Source organism: Streptomyces sp. NPDC090798, from assembly GCF_044768965.1.
Lineage (GTDB): Bacteria > Actinomycetota > Actinomycetes > Streptomycetales > Streptomycetaceae > Streptomyces.
The window spans coordinates 95,520-111,444 of sequence record NZ_JBIVXA010000005.1 but is presented as its reverse complement, the minus strand read 5'-3'; the positions used below and the strand labels follow the sequence as shown (position 1 = coordinate 111,444).

Sequence of the window (15,925 nt, the reverse complement as noted above, 5' to 3'; positions counted from 1 at the left end):
CCCCAACGTATAGCGAACGCCCCTGGCAGGCCCGGAAATTTTTCCTCACCGGTCCTCGCGAAGGGGCCAGGTCCTGCGCGGCCGGGAGAGCGGCCTGTGCCAGATGGGGCCGTGGTTTCCGGGTGGACAGCGGTTCCGGCTGGGTCGGCCGATGTGACCGGTGCATGATGGATGCATGGATCTTCGAGTCTTCACAGAACCGCAGCAGGGAGCGACCTACGAGACGCTGCTCCGCGTCGCCAAGGCCGCCGAAGACCTCAACTACGGAGCCTTCTTCCGTTCTGACCACTACCTGCACATGGGATCCGTCGACGGGCTGCCCGGGCCCACCGACGCCTGGATCACACTGGCCGGCCTCGCCCGCGAGACGAGCCGGATCCGCCTCGGCACGCTCATGACGGCCGGTACCTTCCGCCTGCCCGGCGTCCTGGCCATCCAGGTCGCGCAGGTCGACCAGATGTCGGGCGGGCGGGTGGAACTCGGTCTGGGCTCCGGCTGGTACGAGGCCGAGCACGAGGCGTACGGGATTCCGTTCCCCAAGGAGAAGTTCGGGCGGCTCGAGGAACAACTCGCCATCGTCACGGGCCTGTGGGAGACGCCCGTCGGTGAACGGTTCCATTACGAGGGGAAGTACTACCAGCTCAAGGACTCCCCCGCGCTTCCCAAGCCCGCGCAGTCGAAGGTGCCGGTCCTGATCGGCGGCCACGGTGCCAAGCGGACGCCCGAGCTGACGGCGCGGTACGCCGACGAGTTCAACATTCCCTTCGCCTCCCTCGCGGACACGGAGCAGCAGTTCCAGCGGGTGCGGGCGGCGGCCGAGCGGGCCGGGCGCAAGGGTGACGACCTTGTGTACTCGAACGCGCTCGTCGCCTGTGTCGGCAGGAACGACAGCGAGGTGAAGCGGCGCGCGGACGCCATCGGGCGGGACGTCGACGAGCTCAAGGCGAACGGGCTCGCGGGCTCTCCGGCGGAGGTCGTCGAGAGGATCGCCCAGTATCAGGCCGTCGGGTCGCAGCGCATGTACGTGCAGATGCTGGACCTCGATGACCTGGACCACCTGGAGTTGATCGCCGCGGAGGTCATGCCGCAGCTCGGCTGAGATCGCGTTCCTCGGGCGTCCCATCCCCACCTGGGGGGCGCGGGGATCTGCGCGACCAGCCCCCACCCACCCGCGGGCAACCACCACACCCGCGGGGTCTGGGGCGGAGCCCCAGGAGGATGGGACGGGGTGGGGGCGGCGGGGGCGAGAGAAGGCCCCCGTCTACCCGGCAGCCCGCCCCCGCTCCACCACCCCCTGATCCCGCGCCGCCAACCGTCTCAGCATCTCCAGGACCCGGTCCCGGGACTCGTCCGCCGCGTCGATCGCCTCCATGCACTGCCAGTACGTCCCCTGTTCGTCCGCCGCGCAGGCGATACCGACGAGAGCGATACCGACCTCGCCGAGGAGACCCCCGAGGCACAGCAGGGACTCTCGCGCATCACCCAGCTCGGTGAGCTGAGCGGCGCGTAGGTCGGCCACGTCGAGCGGCGGCGCGTCCAGCACACCGCAGCCCCGACCCGCGAGCTCCGTCAGTCCGAGCGCCTCGCCCCGGAGCTCCGGCGGTCCCGAGACGGCGAAGCGACTCCCTATGGCCTGGGCCAGGGCCTGCGCCTGCCACGCCTCCGCGATCACCTCGACCGTGTCCCCGCTCCCCGCGAGGGCGCGCCTGCTCGCCCCAATGAGCCGCACCGCGTCCATGCGCTGCCCCCGTCTGTCCCGACGCGCTCGTCGCACGTCCGCCCGAACTCCCCTGTCCACTACCCAGAGTGAGAGCCCGCGAGACGAAAAGCCAGAGGAAGACCGAAATCTGTGGACACGGAGTTGAATGTGGACAACTCAACGACTTCGGAGAGTGACAATCGGATCCGCCGCTTCCCCGGCACCCTCACCACGGCCCCTCCGCGAAGCACCGCACACCCCCACCCCGGGCACTCCACAACGGCACCGCGCACCTCCCCCCCCTACGCCCCCTCCCCCACCGGAAACCTCCGCTCATTCCGGTCGATCTTCGCGTCGAGCGCCGCCAGCGCGTCGATGCCGAGCACCTCGCACAGCTGGAGCAGATACGCCAGCACGTCCGCCACCTCGTCCGTGACGCGGTGCGCGGTGTCCGCGTCGTCCATGACCCGCGCCGACTCCTCGGGCGTCAGCCACTGGAAGATCTCGACCAGTTCGGACGCCTCCACGCTGAGCGCGGCGACCAGGTTCTTCGGCGTGTGGTACTGCTGCCAGTTGCGCGCGGCCGCGAACTCGGCCAGCCTGCGCTGCAACTTCGCCACGTCCAGTTCACTTTCACTCACGGCGTCAGGTCTACCACCGTGACCCCCGGCACCTCGCGCACCCGGACGGCATCGCCCACCGCACCCACCAGCCGGATGTGCCCCCGCTCGCACATCCGCGCCGCCAGCTCCACCAACTCCCCGGCCTGCCGCACGTCCAGTCCCCGGTCGAGGCCGTCGGCCAGCACCGTCAGCGTCTGCAGCGCGGCCGGCACCTCCCCCGCCGGGTCGACCTCCAGCACGCCGGGCCCGGTGAGCAGTACCAGGGCCAGCGCCAGATACCTCAACTCGCCGTCCCCGAGCAGCCCCAGATGCGTACGGACGCCGTCCCCGCGGTCGAGGAGCGCGCGGACCGTGCCGTCGCCGAGCGGCTCGGCCAGGACGTCCGTGACGGGGCCCGCGCAGCCGGCCCGTACCGCCGTCACCAGGTGCGCGTAGCGGTGGCCGCACTCCGATCGGGTACGCCACAGCACCTCGGCGAGGTTGTCGCAGCCCCGGAGCAGCCGCCCCGCGCCCAGCGGGGTGGCGGCGCGCATCCGTCGGGGGCTCGGGTCGCAGGCGTACACGGACCGCAGGGCGACCACCATCTGCTCGGCCGCGGCGAGGACCCGCCGTTCGCCCTCCGTCCGGCCTGCGACGCGCAGGGGCAGCAGCGCGGTGCCGAGGCGGTCGTCGGGAAGCGGGCCCCGGGTCACCGCCGACGAGCCCGCCGTGTGCCACGCCGCCTGGACGACACGGCGGCCCGGGTCCCGTAGCGCGGTCTCCAGGAGGGTCAGGCCGCCCGCGGTCAACCGCTCACCGACGATGCGCAGTTCGGGCTCGGCCTGTACGGCGACATCGAGCCGTACGGGTCCTTCGGGGCCGTCGACCGTGCAGCCGATGCGGAAGCCGCGCCGGCGCTGGGCATCGGGCCGGGCGCGTTCGGGAACACAGGCGACCGGGTCCGGGAACACCTCACCCAGCGCGACGCCGCCGCCGAGCCGCGCCAGCGCCTCGTACGCCCGCAGGGCACCGGTCTTGCCGCTGCCGCTGGGCCCGGTGAAGAGGGTGAGGGGGCCGAGCGGGAACCGGGCGCGCCGGTGTGCCGCGAAGGCTGCGAGCCTGAGTTCGGTGGCGCCGGGCCGGTCGGGGCGCGCCCCGGCCTGGGCGGGGGCCGCCAGAGATGACACGGTCATATGTGGACGGTAAGCGCCCCCCGCCGGGCGAACCGCAGGCGAACCGTTACAGCCTGGTGGCCTTCCTACGATCGGGGGACCGGCGCGCGCCCGCGCGCGGGCGCCGGTCCTGGTCGCCCCTGATCAGATCCCGGGAACCCCCGCCCCTTCCATCAGCCCTCGCACCTCGGTCCCGCGCGGTGTCAGCAGGAACACGTTGCGGTCGACCCGGTGCATGCCGCTCGCCAGACCGAAGACCACCCCCGTGCTGAAATCCAGCACCCGCTTGGCGACCTCGGTCTCCGCGCTGGTCAGGTCGAGCAGGACCGGGATGCCCGACATCAGCGTCTCGGCGACATCGCGGGCGTCCGCGAACACATTGACCCGCAGGACCACGAAGCGGCGCCGCGCCTCGGTCACGGCCTCGGGTATCGACCGGTGATTCACCGCCGAGGGCCAGGCGTCCCGGCCCCGCAGCGGAACGACCTGGGCGAGCCCTTCCCACTGCTCGTCGGTGACGTCGTGGCTGTTCACTGGCCCACCCCGTCCTGGCTCGCACTCATTGTCTGCACCGGCCAATTCTTACGCATGGTCACCCGTTCGGCTCAACAGCGACACGGTCCGCGACACCCTCACATCGCCCGTCGGCCTGTTGTGCAGCGGGCGTAACCCGCCAAGATCGGACCGTGTGACCTCCGCGTAACGGGCAATTCGTACTGTCGTCGGCATGACCAAGACCCCCCGCCCGGAGCAGGTCCGGACCGTCTGCTCGTACTGCGGTGTGGGCTGCGGCATGGTCCTCGACATCGGCCGGGGACCGGACGGACGGCGTACGGTCCTGAAGGCGTCCGGGGACAAGCGGCACCCCGCCAACTCCGGCCGGCTGTGCACCAAGGGCGCGACCACGGCCGACATGCTCGCCGCGCCCGGCCGGCTGACCACCGCGCTCGTGCGGGAGGACCGCGGCGAGGAGCCGCGGCCCGTTCCCGTCGACGCGGCCCTCGCCGAGACCGCCCGGCGGCTGCGCGCGATCATCGACGAGCACGGCCCGGACGCCGTCGCCTTCTACGTCTCCGGGCAGATGACCCTCGAAGCGCAGTACCTCGCCAACAAGCTGGCCAAGGGCTTCGTACGCACGAACCAGATCGAGTCGAACTCACGGCTGTGCATGGCGAGCGCGGGCACCGGCTACAAGCTGTCGCTCGGCGCCGACGGACCGCCGGGGTCGTACGACGATCTCGACCGCGCGGACGTGTTCCTCGTCATCGGCTCCAATATGGCCGACTGCCATCCGATCCTCTTCCTGCGGCTCATGGAGCGCGTGAAGGCGGGGGCCAAGCTGATCGTCGTGGATCCGCGGCGCACCGCGACGGCGGCGAAGGCCGATCTGTTTCTGCAGATCAGGCCCGGGACCGACCTCGCCCTGCTCAACGGGCTGCTGCACCTGCTGCACGAGGGCGGCCGCACGGACCCGGAGTTCATCGCCCGGCACACCGAGGGCTGGGAGGCGATGCCCGCGTTCCTCACCGGCTACCCGCCCACGGCCGTCGCCGAGATCACCGGCATCCCGGAGGACGACATCCGGGCGGCGGCACGGCTGATCGGTGAGGCCGGGGAGTGGACGAGTTGCTGGACCATGGGGCTCAACCAGTCCACGCACGGCACCTGGAACACCAATGCGCTCGTCAATCTTCATCTCGCCACGGGCGCCATCTGCCGGCCCGGCAGCGGGCCCTTCTCCCTCACCGGGCAGCCCAACGCCATGGGCGGGCGCGAGATGGGGTACATGGGTCCCGGGCTGCCCGGACAGCGGTCGGTGCTGGTGGACGAGGAGCGCGCCTTCGCCGAGGAGTTGTGGGGGCTGCCGGCCGGGAGCATCCGCAAGGACGGGGTGGGGCAGGGCACCGTCGAGATGTTCCGGAAGATGGCCGAGGGGGACATCAAGGCCTGCTGGATCATCTGCACCAACCCCGTCGCCTCGGTCGCCAACCGCCGGACCGTCATCGAAGGGCTCGAAGCCGCCGAGTTCGTCGTCACCCAGGACGTCTTCGCCGAGACCGAGACCAACGCGTACGCCGATGTCGTACTCCCCGGCGCGCTGTGGACGGAGGCCGAGGGCGTCCTGGTCAACAGCGAGCGGACGCTGACCCTGGCACGGTCCGTCGTCGACCCGCCCGGGGAGGCGCGGGCGGACTGGCGGATCATCGCGGCCGTCGCCCGCGCCATGGGGTACGAGAAGGAGTTCTCGTACGACAGTGCCGAGCAGATCTTCGAGGAGATCAAGCAGGCGTGGAACCCGAAGACCGGGTGGGATCTTCGGGGTGCCTCCTATGAGCGGCTGCGGGGCGGGCCCGTGCAGTGGCCCGTCGCGCGGGAGGACGGGCCCGCGCGGAATCCGATCCGGTACGTGGTGAAGGGGGGCGACGGCGAGCTGTCGTTTCCCACCCCGAGCGGGCGGGCCGTCTTCCATCCACGGCCCCATCTGCCGCCCGCCGAGATGCCCGACGACGACTTCCCGTTCGTGCTCAACACCGGGCGTCTGCAGCACCAGTGGCACACCCTGACCAAGACGGGGAAGGTGGCGAAGCTCAACAAGCTCGATCCGGGGCCGTTCGTGGAGCTGCATCCGCAGGACGCGGCCACGCTCGGGGTCGTGGAGGGGGACTCGGTGGAGGTCGCCTCCCGGCGGGGGCGGGCCGTGTTGCCGGCGGTGGTGACGGACCGGGTGCGGGTGGGGTGCGTGTTCGCGCCCTTTCACTGGAACGACCTGTTCGGGGAGTACCTGAGCATCAACGCGGTGACCAGTGACGCGGTGGATCCGGTGTCGTTCCAGCCCGAGTTCAAGGTGTGTGCGGTGTCGTTGGCGCGCGTTGCCGCCCGAAGGGCTCTTCCGGAGACGCCGGACGGGCGGAGGGCGCCCGACCGAGTCGAAACGACGCCCGGAGGCTTCGGCACGTCACCCGGAGGCTTCGGCCTGGAGCCCGCTCCCCCGCCCGTGCTCTCCTCCGTCGAGCGGCAGTACCTCAGCGGCTTTCTCGCCGGGCTCTCCTCCGGGCTCCCGGGCGTGCCCGTCCTCCCCCCGGACGCCCCCTTCGACCCCGGGCACGCCCTCTGGGTGAACGGCGTGCTCGCCGGGATGTACTCGCGCTCCGCGCCCCCGGCGGCTGCCGCGCCCAAGTCCGCCGAGTCCGCGGGCCGTGAGGTGGTGGTGCTGTGGGCCTCGCAGACCGGGAACGCGGAGGAGTTCGCGACGGCCACCGCCGAGCGGCTCGCCGCCACCGGGCACCGGGCGCGACTGGTCGGCATGGACGAGGCGGACGTCGGCGCGCTCGCCCGCGGCGCCGATCTGCTCTTCATCACCAGCACCTTCGGAGACGGAGACGCGCCCGACAACGGGTCCGGCCTGTGGGACACCCTGTCCGGACGGGAGGCCCCGCGGCTGGACGGCGTGCGCTATGCCGTGCTGGCCTTCGGAGACTCCTCGTACGGCGACTTCTGCGGGCACGGGCGTCGGCTGGACGCGCGCCTGGACGAGTTGGGCGCCGTACGCCTGGCTCCCCGTACGGACTGCGAACCGGACTACGAGCCGAACGCGGGCGCCTGGCTGGAGCTGATCCTCACCGCGCTCGGCGGGCGGCCCGGGACACCCGAGACACCCGGGACACCCGAGGCGCCCCGGACCACCAAGCCCGCCAAGCCCGCGCCGGCCACCGCCCGCCTCACCGGCAACCGGCTGCTCAGCCTGCCCGGCGCCGGCAAGGAAGTGCGCCGGTTCACCTTCGACACCCGGGACAGCGAGAGCCCGCTGCCGTACGAGGCGGGGGACGCGCTCGGCGTACGGCCCGTCAACTCGCCCGGTCTGGTTGCCGAATGGCTGGAGACGGTCGGGGTCGGCGGCTCAACAGCCGTCGATGTGACGGGTGTTGGTGAGGTCACCTTCGGTGAGGCCCTGCTTCGGCATTTCGACATCACACGGATCACGCCGGACCTGCTGCGCTTCGTCGGTGAACGGACACGTGACGGGCGCGAGTTGAGGAAGCTGCTGCGTCCGGACAACAAGGGAGAGCTGGCGCGCTGGTCGTGGGGCCGGCAGGCCGTGGACGTGGTGGCCGAGCATCCGGTGCGCGCGTCGGCGGCGGAGTGGACCGAGGTGTTCAAGCGGTTGCGGCCCCGCCTGTACTCGATCTCGTCGAGTCCGCTCGTCGACCCGTACCTCGTCTCGCTGACCGTCTCCGTCGTGCGCTACGAGAATCCGGGCGGCAGGCCGAGGGGCGGGGTGTGTTCGCCCTTCCTCGCCGATGCCGAGCCGCGGGCGCAGGTCCCGGTCTTCGTACAGCGGTCGCCGCACTTCAGGCCCCCGGCCGACGGGACGACACCCATGGTGATGGTGGGGCCCGGTACCGGAGTCGCGCCGTTCGTCGGATTCCTCGAGGAGCGCCGGGCGCTCGGCCACCGGGCACCGAACTGGCTGTTCTTCGGCGAGCAGCACCGTGCCACCGACTTCTACTACGAGGACGAGCTGGGCGGACTGCTCGACGACGGCACCCTCACCCGGCTCGACACGGCGTTCTCGCGCGACCAGCGCGCCAAGGTCTACGTCCAGGACCGGATGCGTGAGCATGGGCCCGAGCTGTGGCACTGGCTCCAGGACGGCGCCCGCTTCTATGTGTGCGGGGACGCCTCACGGATGGCCAAGGACGTCGACCGGGCGCTGCGGGACATCGCTGTCGCGCACGGCGGTCTGGGCGAGGCGGAGGCCACCGCGTACGTCAAACAGCTGGCGGCGGAGAAGCGGTACGTACGGGACGTGTACTGAGACATGGGAGACACGGGGTGTGGTGAGCCCACCGAGGGCCGCGAGTTGCACATAATTGGTGAAACTCGACGATTGCCACCGCACGGCATCCGTTGTCCCTCCGCACCGCACATTGAGGCGTACCCATGAGCCTGAGCATCCGCAACCAGCTCCCCGGAACCGTCACCTCCGTCACCCCGGGCGAGGTGATGGCGACGGTGAAGGTCCGTCTCGACGGCGGCCAGGATCTCACCGCGGCCATCACCGCGGAGGCGGTCGAGGACCTGGGTCTCGCCGCGGGTTCCACGGTCCGCGCCCTGGTCAAGTCGACGGAGGTGTCCCTGGCCACCGGGCCGGTCGACGGGGTCAGCATCCGCAACCAGTTCCCGGGCACGGTGACGGAGGTCTCCACGGGCGGGGCCATGGCCCGCGTCAAGGTCGAGGTCCCGGGCGGCGAGCTGACCTCCGCGATCACCAAGGACGCGGTGGCGGAGCTGGGCCTGGCGGCCGGATCCACGGTCGTGGCGCTCATCAAGTCCACCGAGGTGTCCCTCTCCAACGCCTGAGACACCCTGGCATGTCCCGTCAAAGCATGAGACGCCCTTATATGAGATGCTCCCGCACGACACGCACCCACATCGGCCGTAAACACTCTTCTTACCGCCCTCATACCGGACTCTTCACGTCCGGCATCACGGCCTTCATCTGCGGGAATTACCGTCCAATCCCGTGTACTTGGCAGAAATGAGGCCGTCGACCACCGGCCAGAAGGCCCTCACGAAGGCGTCGCCCGACGAGACGCCCGCGCAGTGGCACCGCGTCCTGACCCTGCTCGCCGACATCAGCCTCTTCATCGGTACGCGCCCGATGTGGACGGCGGCCGCAAGCCACCGGCTCGCCGTCGCGGCGGTGATCTCGGTCTGCTACGCCTCGATCCTGGTGACGGGCGTCCTGACGCTGACCGTGCGCCGGAGTCGCTCGCTGGCCCGCCTCGACCTGGTGGTCCTGGTGACGGCCGTGACGCTCGCGGTGTGCGGGTTCGCCATCTACCACGGCGGCGGCGACGAGTCCGTCCTCACCGCGCAGGCCGCCCGTGAGTTCGTCGCCGGGCACCAGGTCTACGACCAGCCGTGGCCCTGGCTCTTCGGGCAGCACGGTGTCGCCCTCACCCCGACGATGACCGGCGGCTACGACTACACGTACGGCTATCCGCCGCTGCCCCTGCTGCTCACCGCGCCGCTGCTGTGGGTCGGACACGGGGCGGCCCCCGCGGTCCTCGCCGCCACCGGCGCCCTGATCGTGGGCACGATCGTGATGTGGCGGATGCTGCCGACGCAGTGGCGGTCCGCGGCCACGCTGGTCTGCCTCGGCCTCGGCCTGCTGACCGCGTACGCCCGGCTCGGCTATCCGGCGATCGTCGCCTGCGCCTTCCTCATCCCGGTGGTGGTGGGCTGGCCGCGGATGGGCTACGGCGGGTGGAGCGACTGGGCGCGGGCCGCGTGTCTGGGCGCGGCCTGCGCCTCGCAGCAGCTGCCGTGGTTCCTCACGCCGTTCCTGCTGGCCGGGGTCTACGCCCTGCGCCGCGGCGACCTCGGAGCGCGCGCGGCGGCGGCCGCCGTGGGCCGGATCGTGGGGGTGGCCGCCCTGACCTGGCTGCTGATCAACGCGTACTTCATCGTGAGCGAGCCACGCAGCTGGCTCTCCGGGATCGCGCTCCCGCTCACCCAGAAGGCGAACCTGCACGGCCAGGGCCTGGTCGGCATCTCGCTGTACTTCACCGACGGCAGCGACCGGCTGTCCTGGTACTCGCACGCGAGCATGCTGCTGGCCGCGGGGCTGCTCGGGCTCTTCGTGCTGTTCGTGCGGCGGCTGGGGCCGGCCGCGGTGGTCCTGCCGTGGTGCGCGTTCTTCCTGGCGACGCGTTCGCAGGACGGCTACTACCTGATGATGACGCCGCTGTGGCTGGCCGCTGCCGTGACCGCGCCGCCGTCGGCCTTCACCACGGCGTGGCAGCCCCGGCCCGCCTTCCTGCGCGGCCCGCACCGGCAGCGGGCGCGCATCGCCGCGGGTGTACTGCTGATCGCCCCCGCCCTGGTCGCGTCGACCCTGGCGGTGACGGGCTCACCGCCCCTGAGGATGCGACTGGTCGGCGAGAGGCGGACCACCACCGCCAAGGCCGTGACCGCGCTCACCGTCCGCGTCACCAACCTCGGCGACACGGCCCTCGCCCCGCACTTCACCCTGACCACGGGCCAGGGCATGGGCCGCTACTGGTCCATCAGGTCCGGCCCCGCCACACTCGGCCGGCACGCCTCGGCCAGCTACGAGCTCCTGCCGCCCTCCGGCAGGTTCACCCTCCCCGGCGCCGGAGTACGCATCCGGCTGCGGGCCGTCTCGGGCACGCCGATGACGCTGTCCAGCACGGATCTCCATCTGAAGGCCCCGGCAAGCAGCCGTTAGGTCCCCTGGCGTACGCCGCCGGTCGCGGTTCTCCGCGGCCGGCGGTAGACGTCAGGAGGATGATCCGCAAGCGGCGTACTGCGTTCTCAGTAGCCGGAGATGTCGGCACGCGCACGACGACGGGAGGGGGCTGCCACGGGGAACCTGATGGGGTTCCCGAGATCGGACGAGTGGAGACCTCAGCCCGTGGCTACTTTCCTTTATCGACTGGGCCGTACGGCCTTCCGGCGACGTTGGTACGTCGCCTTGATCTGGGTGGCGGTGCTCGGCGCGGTCGGCTTCGGTGCGGCCAAGGCGCCCGCCGCCCCCGACGACTCGAACTCCATGCCGGGGATCGAGTCCCAGAAGGCGTTCGACCTCATGGAGCAGCGCTTCCCCGGGGCGAAGGCCGACGGGGCGAACGCCCGGATCGTCTTCGTGGCCCCCGACGGGCAGAAGATCACCGCCGCCGAGAACAAGAAGACGATCAACAAGCTGGTGGACGAGGCCGACGACGGCGCGCAGGTCGCGAGCGCGGTCAGCCCCTTCCAGGCGAAGGCGATCAGCAAGGACGCGACGACGGCGTACGCCACCATCACCTACAAGGTGAAGGCCGACGACCTCACCGACGCCGGCAAGAACCACCTCGAGGACGCCATCGCGCAGGCCAGGAAGTCCGGCCTGACGGTCGAGGTCGGCGGCACCGCGCTGGCGACCCAGCCCTCCGCGGGCGGCTCGGCCGAGGCGATCGGTATCGCCATCGCCGCACTCGTCCTGCTGATCACCTTCGGTTCACTGACCGCCGCCGGGCTCCCGCTGCTCACCGCGATCATCGGTGTGGGCGTCTCGATGGCCGCGATCATGGCCCTGTCCAGCGCGTTCGGCCTGTCCTCCACCACCGGCACGCTCGCCACCATGCTCGGCCTCGCCTGCGGCATCGACTACGCCGTCTTCATCGTCTCCCGCTACCGCGAGGAACGCGCCAAGGGCCGCACCCCGCAGGAAGCCGCGGGCCTCGCCACCGGCACCGCCGGATCCGCCGTCGTCTTCGCCGGCCTCACCGTCGTCATCGCCCTCGCCGGCCTCTCCGTCGTCGGCATTCCCATGCTCAGCAAAATGGGCCTCGCCGCCGCCGGAGCCGTCGTCGTCGGCGTCTTCATCGCCCTGACGCTGGTCCCGGCCCTTCTCGGCTTCTGGCCCAACGCCGTACTCTCCCGTCACTCCCGCAAGACCGGAGAGATCAAGGAAAGCGGGGAGAACAACGGCGGCAGCCGCTGGGCTCGCTTCGTCCTGCGCCGCCCCCTCCCGGTACTCCTGCTGTCGGTCGTGGGCCTGGGAACGCTCGCCATACCCGTCATGGACCTCCAGCTGGGCATGCCCGGAGACGAGGCCAAGCCCACCTCCACCACCGAGCGCCGCGCCTACGACGACCTCGCCGAAGGCTTCGGCCCCGGCTTCAACGGCCCCCTGACCATCGTCGTCGACGCCAAGGGCGCCCCGAACCCCAAGACCGCGGTCACGACCATCCAGAAGAAGATCAAGACCACCGACGGAGTCGTGTCCGTCTCACCCGCACGCTTCAACCCCGCGGGCGACACCGCCATCTTCTCCGCCGTCCCCTCCAGCGCGCCCACCGACGCCAAGACCCAGGACCTCGTCAGGACCATCCGCGACGAACGCCCCGCCACCGAAACCTCGACCCACGCCGAGTTCGAGGTCACCGGCACCACCGCCCTCAACATCGACATCGCCCAGAAGACCCAGAACGCCCTGATCCCCTACCTGATCGTGGTCGTCGGCCTGGCCGTCCTGCTCCTGATGGTGGTCTTCCGCTCGATCCTGGTCCCGATCAAGGCGGCCGTCGGCTTCCTCCTCTCGGTACTCGCCGCCCTCGGCTCCGTCGTCGCGGTCTTCCAGTGGGGCTGGCTGGCCTCGCTCCTCGGCGTCGAGACCACCGGCCCGATCATGAGCATGATGCCGATCTTCCTGGTGGGCATCGTCTTCGGCCTCGCGATGGACTACGAGGTGTTCCTCGTCGCCCGGATGCGAGAGGCCTACGTCCACGGCGACAGCCCCAGCCAGGCCGTCCGCAGCGGCTTCCGCCACAGCGCCCGCGTCGTCGTCGCCGCCGCGCTGATCATGATGGCCGTGTTCTCCGGATTCATCGGCGCGAGCGAGTCCATGATCAAGATGATCGGCTTCGGCCTCGCGATCGCCGTCCTGTTCGACGCGTTCATCGTCCGCATGGCCTTCGTCCCAGCGGTCCTCGCCCTGCTCGGCAACGCCGCCTGGTGGATGCCGCGCCGGCTGGACCGGATCCTGCCCAAGGTCGACGTCGAAGGCGAGGGTCTCGTCCACCAGACCGCCGTCGCCCCCGTGCACGACGCCCCAGCCACACAGGAACCGGCCCGCATCTGACCGTCCGGCAGCGGCTCGCCAGGGACCATCCCCCTCGGGCACAACTGCCCTACGCGCCTCGCCAGTTCACTCACCCGTGATACAGCACACGGACGACGTACGCGTCGGGCGGGAGTGCGTCGAGGTACTCGTTGAAGTAGCGGCGTCGCTCGGTGCCCGCGATGGTGAGCCAGCGTCCGTCCAGGGTCAGCCAGGCGTTCGTGGACAGGACGTCGTCCGCGGCTTCGCGTACCAGGGTCTCGAGGTCGTCGCCGAAGCGGGCGACCGGGTCGCCGCCGACGAGGTCCCGCAGTTCCGGGTGGTCCCGAAGCGCCGCGATGACCGGCTGCGTGCGGAAGTCCTCCCGGACCTGTGGCTGCGGGTAGCCCTCGGGATCGGCGAAGTGCCGGCCCCAGAAGTCGCTCGCGGCGCGCGCGGGCGGGTAGGCGGAGGCGAACGCCTGCCAGGCTTCGAAGGCCCGGCGCGCCTTGCCGGCCGCCTGCGCGCGGGGCCATTCGAGGTCCAGCAGCGCACGCGGCCCGCCGTCGCAGAGCGAGGGCGCAACGTTGCGCGGCTCTCCGGAGAGGGCTTTGGACCCACGGATGAGGCGCGGGTCGTCTTCGTCCCCCTGGACGACCGGGAACTCGCAGCCACGGCCGTCGATCCGCCAGTAGTCCCACCAGGTCTCGACGTCCGGTACACCGGGCTCGGCGTCGCGGTTGTAGTCGTACGGCGCCATGGCCGCACCGACGGCCCGGAGGACGTCCCCCGGGGCACACCGGGGGACGCACACGGTCACTCGCTCTTTCGCCATGGCCCTTCCCTCGGCCTCGTCCTCACGCTCATGCCATCGGCGCCGGATCGCACAACACACGACCGTCTGTCACACCAGACGCCGGATCTCTCCGCGCACGCGATAGAAGCCACCCGATGAGGAGTGCAGCGCGTCCACCACATAGCGGGCGCCGGGCTGGCGTATCGCACGCGGGAACTGGACGTTCCAACTGGGCTCATAGCCCTCGGAGACCACGTGCACGCGCACTCGGCCTCCTTCCTGAGTGCACTCCACGACGACCCCGCTCCCCGGTGCGGGGACGGCGCTGACCGTGGCCACGGAGGCGGCGGTGGTCAGCGGTGCGTACGTCGGCAGGGCGGCCGCCAGTTTGATGTCCGCGGCGACCGGGACGGTGCCCGACTGGGCGGCGTTGATCGCGGCCTCGCTCGCGTCGATGCAGGCGAGCGAGCCGTCCGTGGAGACGAGGTAGAGCCTTTCGTCGTGGTACTGCATGGACAGCGCCGAGCCGCCGCCCGTGCCGAGCTTCCACAGCCGGGTGCCGTCGGCGGTGAAGCAGTAGACGGAGGAGGCGGAGTCACCGGCGAAGACGTACCGCCCGCCGGGTGACGTGGCACACGAGTACACCGCGGCGTCGCACGCGTAGGAGGCCTCGATCCGCCCGTCGGACTTGGCGAGCCGCTGGACGACCCGCCGTCCCGTCCCGGCGTAGACCGCGCTCTCCTCCTGCCATCCGAAGAGCACATTGCCGTTGGTCGCGGTGTGCCAGAGCTGGCTGGTGCCGTCCGCCGCGTAGGCCGTCACACCGCGGCTGTGCCCGTGGTACACGGCGTGGTCGTCGGCCCGCACCATCCACGCGTTGTCCCCGGACGAGTTGCGCGACCACTGGAGCTCGTCCTCGTGGTCGATGACCGTCAGACCGCCGTTGCGGTCGGAGACGTTCAGCACGCCCGCGTGAATGTCCAGCCAGAAGATGTCCACCTCGGCCGCTATCTCGTAGGCCGCGAACGGCACCTTCGAGGAGAGGTCGTACACCCGGCCGTCGTCACAGCCCGCGTAGATCCAGAAGTCGTCCGCCACCAGGCACTTCACACCGTCCGGCAGGGAGTAGTGAGCCAACACCTCACCGTCGTGGCTCAGGTTGTAGACGCTGCCGTGCTGGTTGCCGACCCAGCAGCGGTCCTCGTCCACATGGATGCCGAACGCCGAGGCGCCCGTGCGGAACCGCCACAGCACCGGGGCCGTCGCCCGCGCCGTGGACGGGGCGGACGTCACCTGACGACGCGTCACGGGCCGGGCCGCGCGCTGCCCTTGAACGGCGGGCGCGTACCCCTTGCGCACCTTCTCCGCTATCTTCTTCGCCGCCGCCGCGTTCGCCTTCTCGACGGTCGCGAACGCGGAGGCCTGACGCTGCCCGTCCACACCGATCCGTCCGTACCGCACGGAGACGGTGGTCCCCTCGACCGTCACCTCGTAGAACTTGTGGGCACCGCCGCATTCCTGGGACAGCTCCAGATACGTCGTGTTCCCCGACTGTCGTGCCTGCGCAGCGGACACAGCACACCCCTCCCCAAAGGCCCGGTCGGCCGGTTCGGCCGTCTTCCAGTGACTCCAAACTAGTGGTCACCACTGACAACGACGGGGGCGTGACCGAGGCCGCTGCGCGAGGACCTTCAGGTCAGGAGTCCGCCTTCACCGGCTCCGGAATCGCCACGCACTCCACGGAATGCGTCATCGGAAGCGTCCGCCCCCGCGCGACCGCATCACCTCGTCCGCCGGGGACCAGCCGTCCTCGCCGACCGTGGCGTCAAGGGATCCGTAGGCGGTCACCAATCGTGAATCCAGCCTCACAGATCGAGCACAAATTACATACATCCCTCTCTTCATACTGGCCCCGATGGTCTAGATTGACCATGCTTCAGCTGTTCGGACACGAGGCGACCATTAATGATCTATAGGTCCGGCGCTACGGAAAGCCAGCAGTCACGTCCCCGGCGCCAGACGTGGGGGTGATCAGTTCTTGGGGCC

11 protein-coding genes are annotated in these 15,925 nt (G+C 70.8%); 5 read left to right on the top strand and 6 right to left on the bottom strand.

Annotated features, from left to right (window positions below):
- The first annotated feature begins 175 nt into the window (after positions 1-175).
- Entirely contained in the window at positions 176-1,099 is a 924-nt protein-coding gene (locus tag ACIQTP_RS13045) for an LLM class F420-dependent oxidoreductase (protein ID WP_402038537.1), read from the top strand.
- A gap of 162 nt (positions 1,100-1,261) precedes the next feature.
- On the opposite strand, the gene ACIQTP_RS13040 is transcribed toward ACIQTP_RS13045, so the two are convergent.
- The 4 genes from ACIQTP_RS13040 to ACIQTP_RS13025 all read right to left on the bottom strand — a co-directional run bounded on the left by ACIQTP_RS13040 (position 1,262) and on the right by ACIQTP_RS13025 (position 4,007).
- Complete coding sequence (locus tag ACIQTP_RS13040; RefSeq protein WP_402038539.1) at positions 1,262-1,738, bottom strand: DUF6099 family protein; 477 nt, start codon at positions 1,736-1,738, stop codon at positions 1,262-1,264.
- A 263-nt stretch (positions 1,739-2,001) separates the two neighbouring features.
- Positions 2,002-2,340 (bottom strand): nucleotide pyrophosphohydrolase, encoded by a 339-nt coding sequence (locus ACIQTP_RS13035; protein WP_075030563.1) that lies wholly within the window; start codon positions 2,338-2,340, stop codon positions 2,002-2,004.
- Complete coding sequence (locus ACIQTP_RS13030; protein ID WP_403399262.1) at positions 2,337-3,494, bottom strand: ATP-binding protein; 1,158 nt, start codon at positions 3,492-3,494, stop codon at positions 2,337-2,339. The genes ACIQTP_RS13035 and ACIQTP_RS13030 overlap by 4 nt, the downstream gene beginning before the upstream one ends.
- Positions 3,495-3,617: 123 nt before the next feature.
- Positions 3,618-4,007 carry a cell division protein SepF gene (locus ACIQTP_RS13025; RefSeq protein ID WP_054234050.1) on the bottom strand — a complete coding sequence of 130 codons (390 nt, stop codon included), beginning with the start codon at positions 4,005-4,007 and terminating at the stop codon, positions 3,618-3,620.
- A 193-nt stretch (positions 4,008-4,200) separates the two neighbouring features.
- Here ACIQTP_RS13025 and ACIQTP_RS13020 point away from each other — a divergent pair, with 193 nt between their 5' ends.
- The 4 genes from ACIQTP_RS13020 (at position 4,201) to ACIQTP_RS13005 (ending at position 13,125) form a co-directional block, all read left to right on the top strand.
- Positions 4,201-8,289: a molybdopterin-dependent oxidoreductase gene (locus ACIQTP_RS13020; RefSeq protein ID WP_403399259.1), complete on the top strand. Its 4,089-nt coding sequence runs from the start codon at positions 4,201-4,203 to the stop codon at positions 8,287-8,289.
- A gap of 125 nt (positions 8,290-8,414) precedes the next feature.
- Complete coding sequence (locus ACIQTP_RS13015; protein ID WP_403399257.1) at positions 8,415-8,834, top strand: molybdopterin-binding protein; 420 nt, start codon at positions 8,415-8,417, stop codon at positions 8,832-8,834.
- A 178-nt stretch (positions 8,835-9,012) separates the two neighbouring features.
- The gene (locus tag ACIQTP_RS13010) at positions 9,013-10,728 is read left to right on the top strand and encodes a hypothetical protein (protein ID WP_403399820.1); all 1,716 of its coding nucleotides are present in this window, start codon (positions 9,013-9,015) and stop codon (positions 10,726-10,728) included.
- 186 nt (positions 10,729-10,914) lie between these two features.
- Positions 10,915-13,125: an MMPL family transporter gene (locus ACIQTP_RS13005; RefSeq protein ID WP_403399254.1), complete on the top strand. Its 2,211-nt coding sequence runs from the start codon at positions 10,915-10,917 to the stop codon at positions 13,123-13,125.
- A 70-nt stretch (positions 13,126-13,195) separates the two neighbouring features.
- On the opposite strand, the gene ACIQTP_RS13000 is transcribed toward ACIQTP_RS13005, so the two are convergent.
- Positions 13,196-13,918: a hypothetical protein gene (locus ACIQTP_RS13000; RefSeq protein WP_403399252.1), complete on the bottom strand. Its 723-nt coding sequence runs from the start codon at positions 13,916-13,918 to the stop codon at positions 13,196-13,198.
- Positions 13,919-13,987: 69 nt separating this feature from the next.
- On the bottom strand, positions 13,988-15,454 hold the full coding sequence (locus ACIQTP_RS12995) for a WGR domain-containing protein (RefSeq protein ID WP_403399250.1): 1,467 nt from the start codon (positions 15,452-15,454) through the stop codon (positions 13,988-13,990).
- Positions 15,455-15,925: the final 471 nt, after the last annotated feature.

Excerpts from the sequence above, each read along its gene's own strand:
- ACIQTP_RS13045 (WP_402038537.1), top strand. The coding sequence starts at position 176 with ATGGATCTTCGAGTCTTCACAGAACCGCAGCAGGGAGCGACCTACGAG.
- ACIQTP_RS13040 (WP_402038539.1), bottom strand. The coding sequence starts at position 1,738 with ATGGACGCGGTGCGGCTCATTGGGGCGAGCAGGCGCGCCCTCGCGGGG.
- ACIQTP_RS13030 (WP_403399262.1), bottom strand. The coding sequence starts at position 3,494 with ATGACCGTGTCATCTCTGGCGGCCCCCGCCCAGGCCGGGGCGCGCCCC.
- ACIQTP_RS13020 (WP_403399259.1), top strand. The coding sequence starts at position 4,201 with ATGACCAAGACCCCCCGCCCGGAGCAGGTCCGGACCGTCTGCTCGTAC.
- ACIQTP_RS13015 (WP_403399257.1), top strand. The coding sequence starts at position 8,415 with ATGAGCCTGAGCATCCGCAACCAGCTCCCCGGAACCGTCACCTCCGTC.
- ACIQTP_RS13010 (WP_403399820.1), top strand. The coding sequence starts at position 9,013 with ATGAGGCCGTCGACCACCGGCCAGAAGGCCCTCACGAAGGCGTCGCCC.
- ACIQTP_RS13000 (WP_403399252.1), bottom strand. The coding sequence starts at position 13,918 with ATGGCGAAAGAGCGAGTGACCGTGTGCGTCCCCCGGTGTGCCCCGGGG.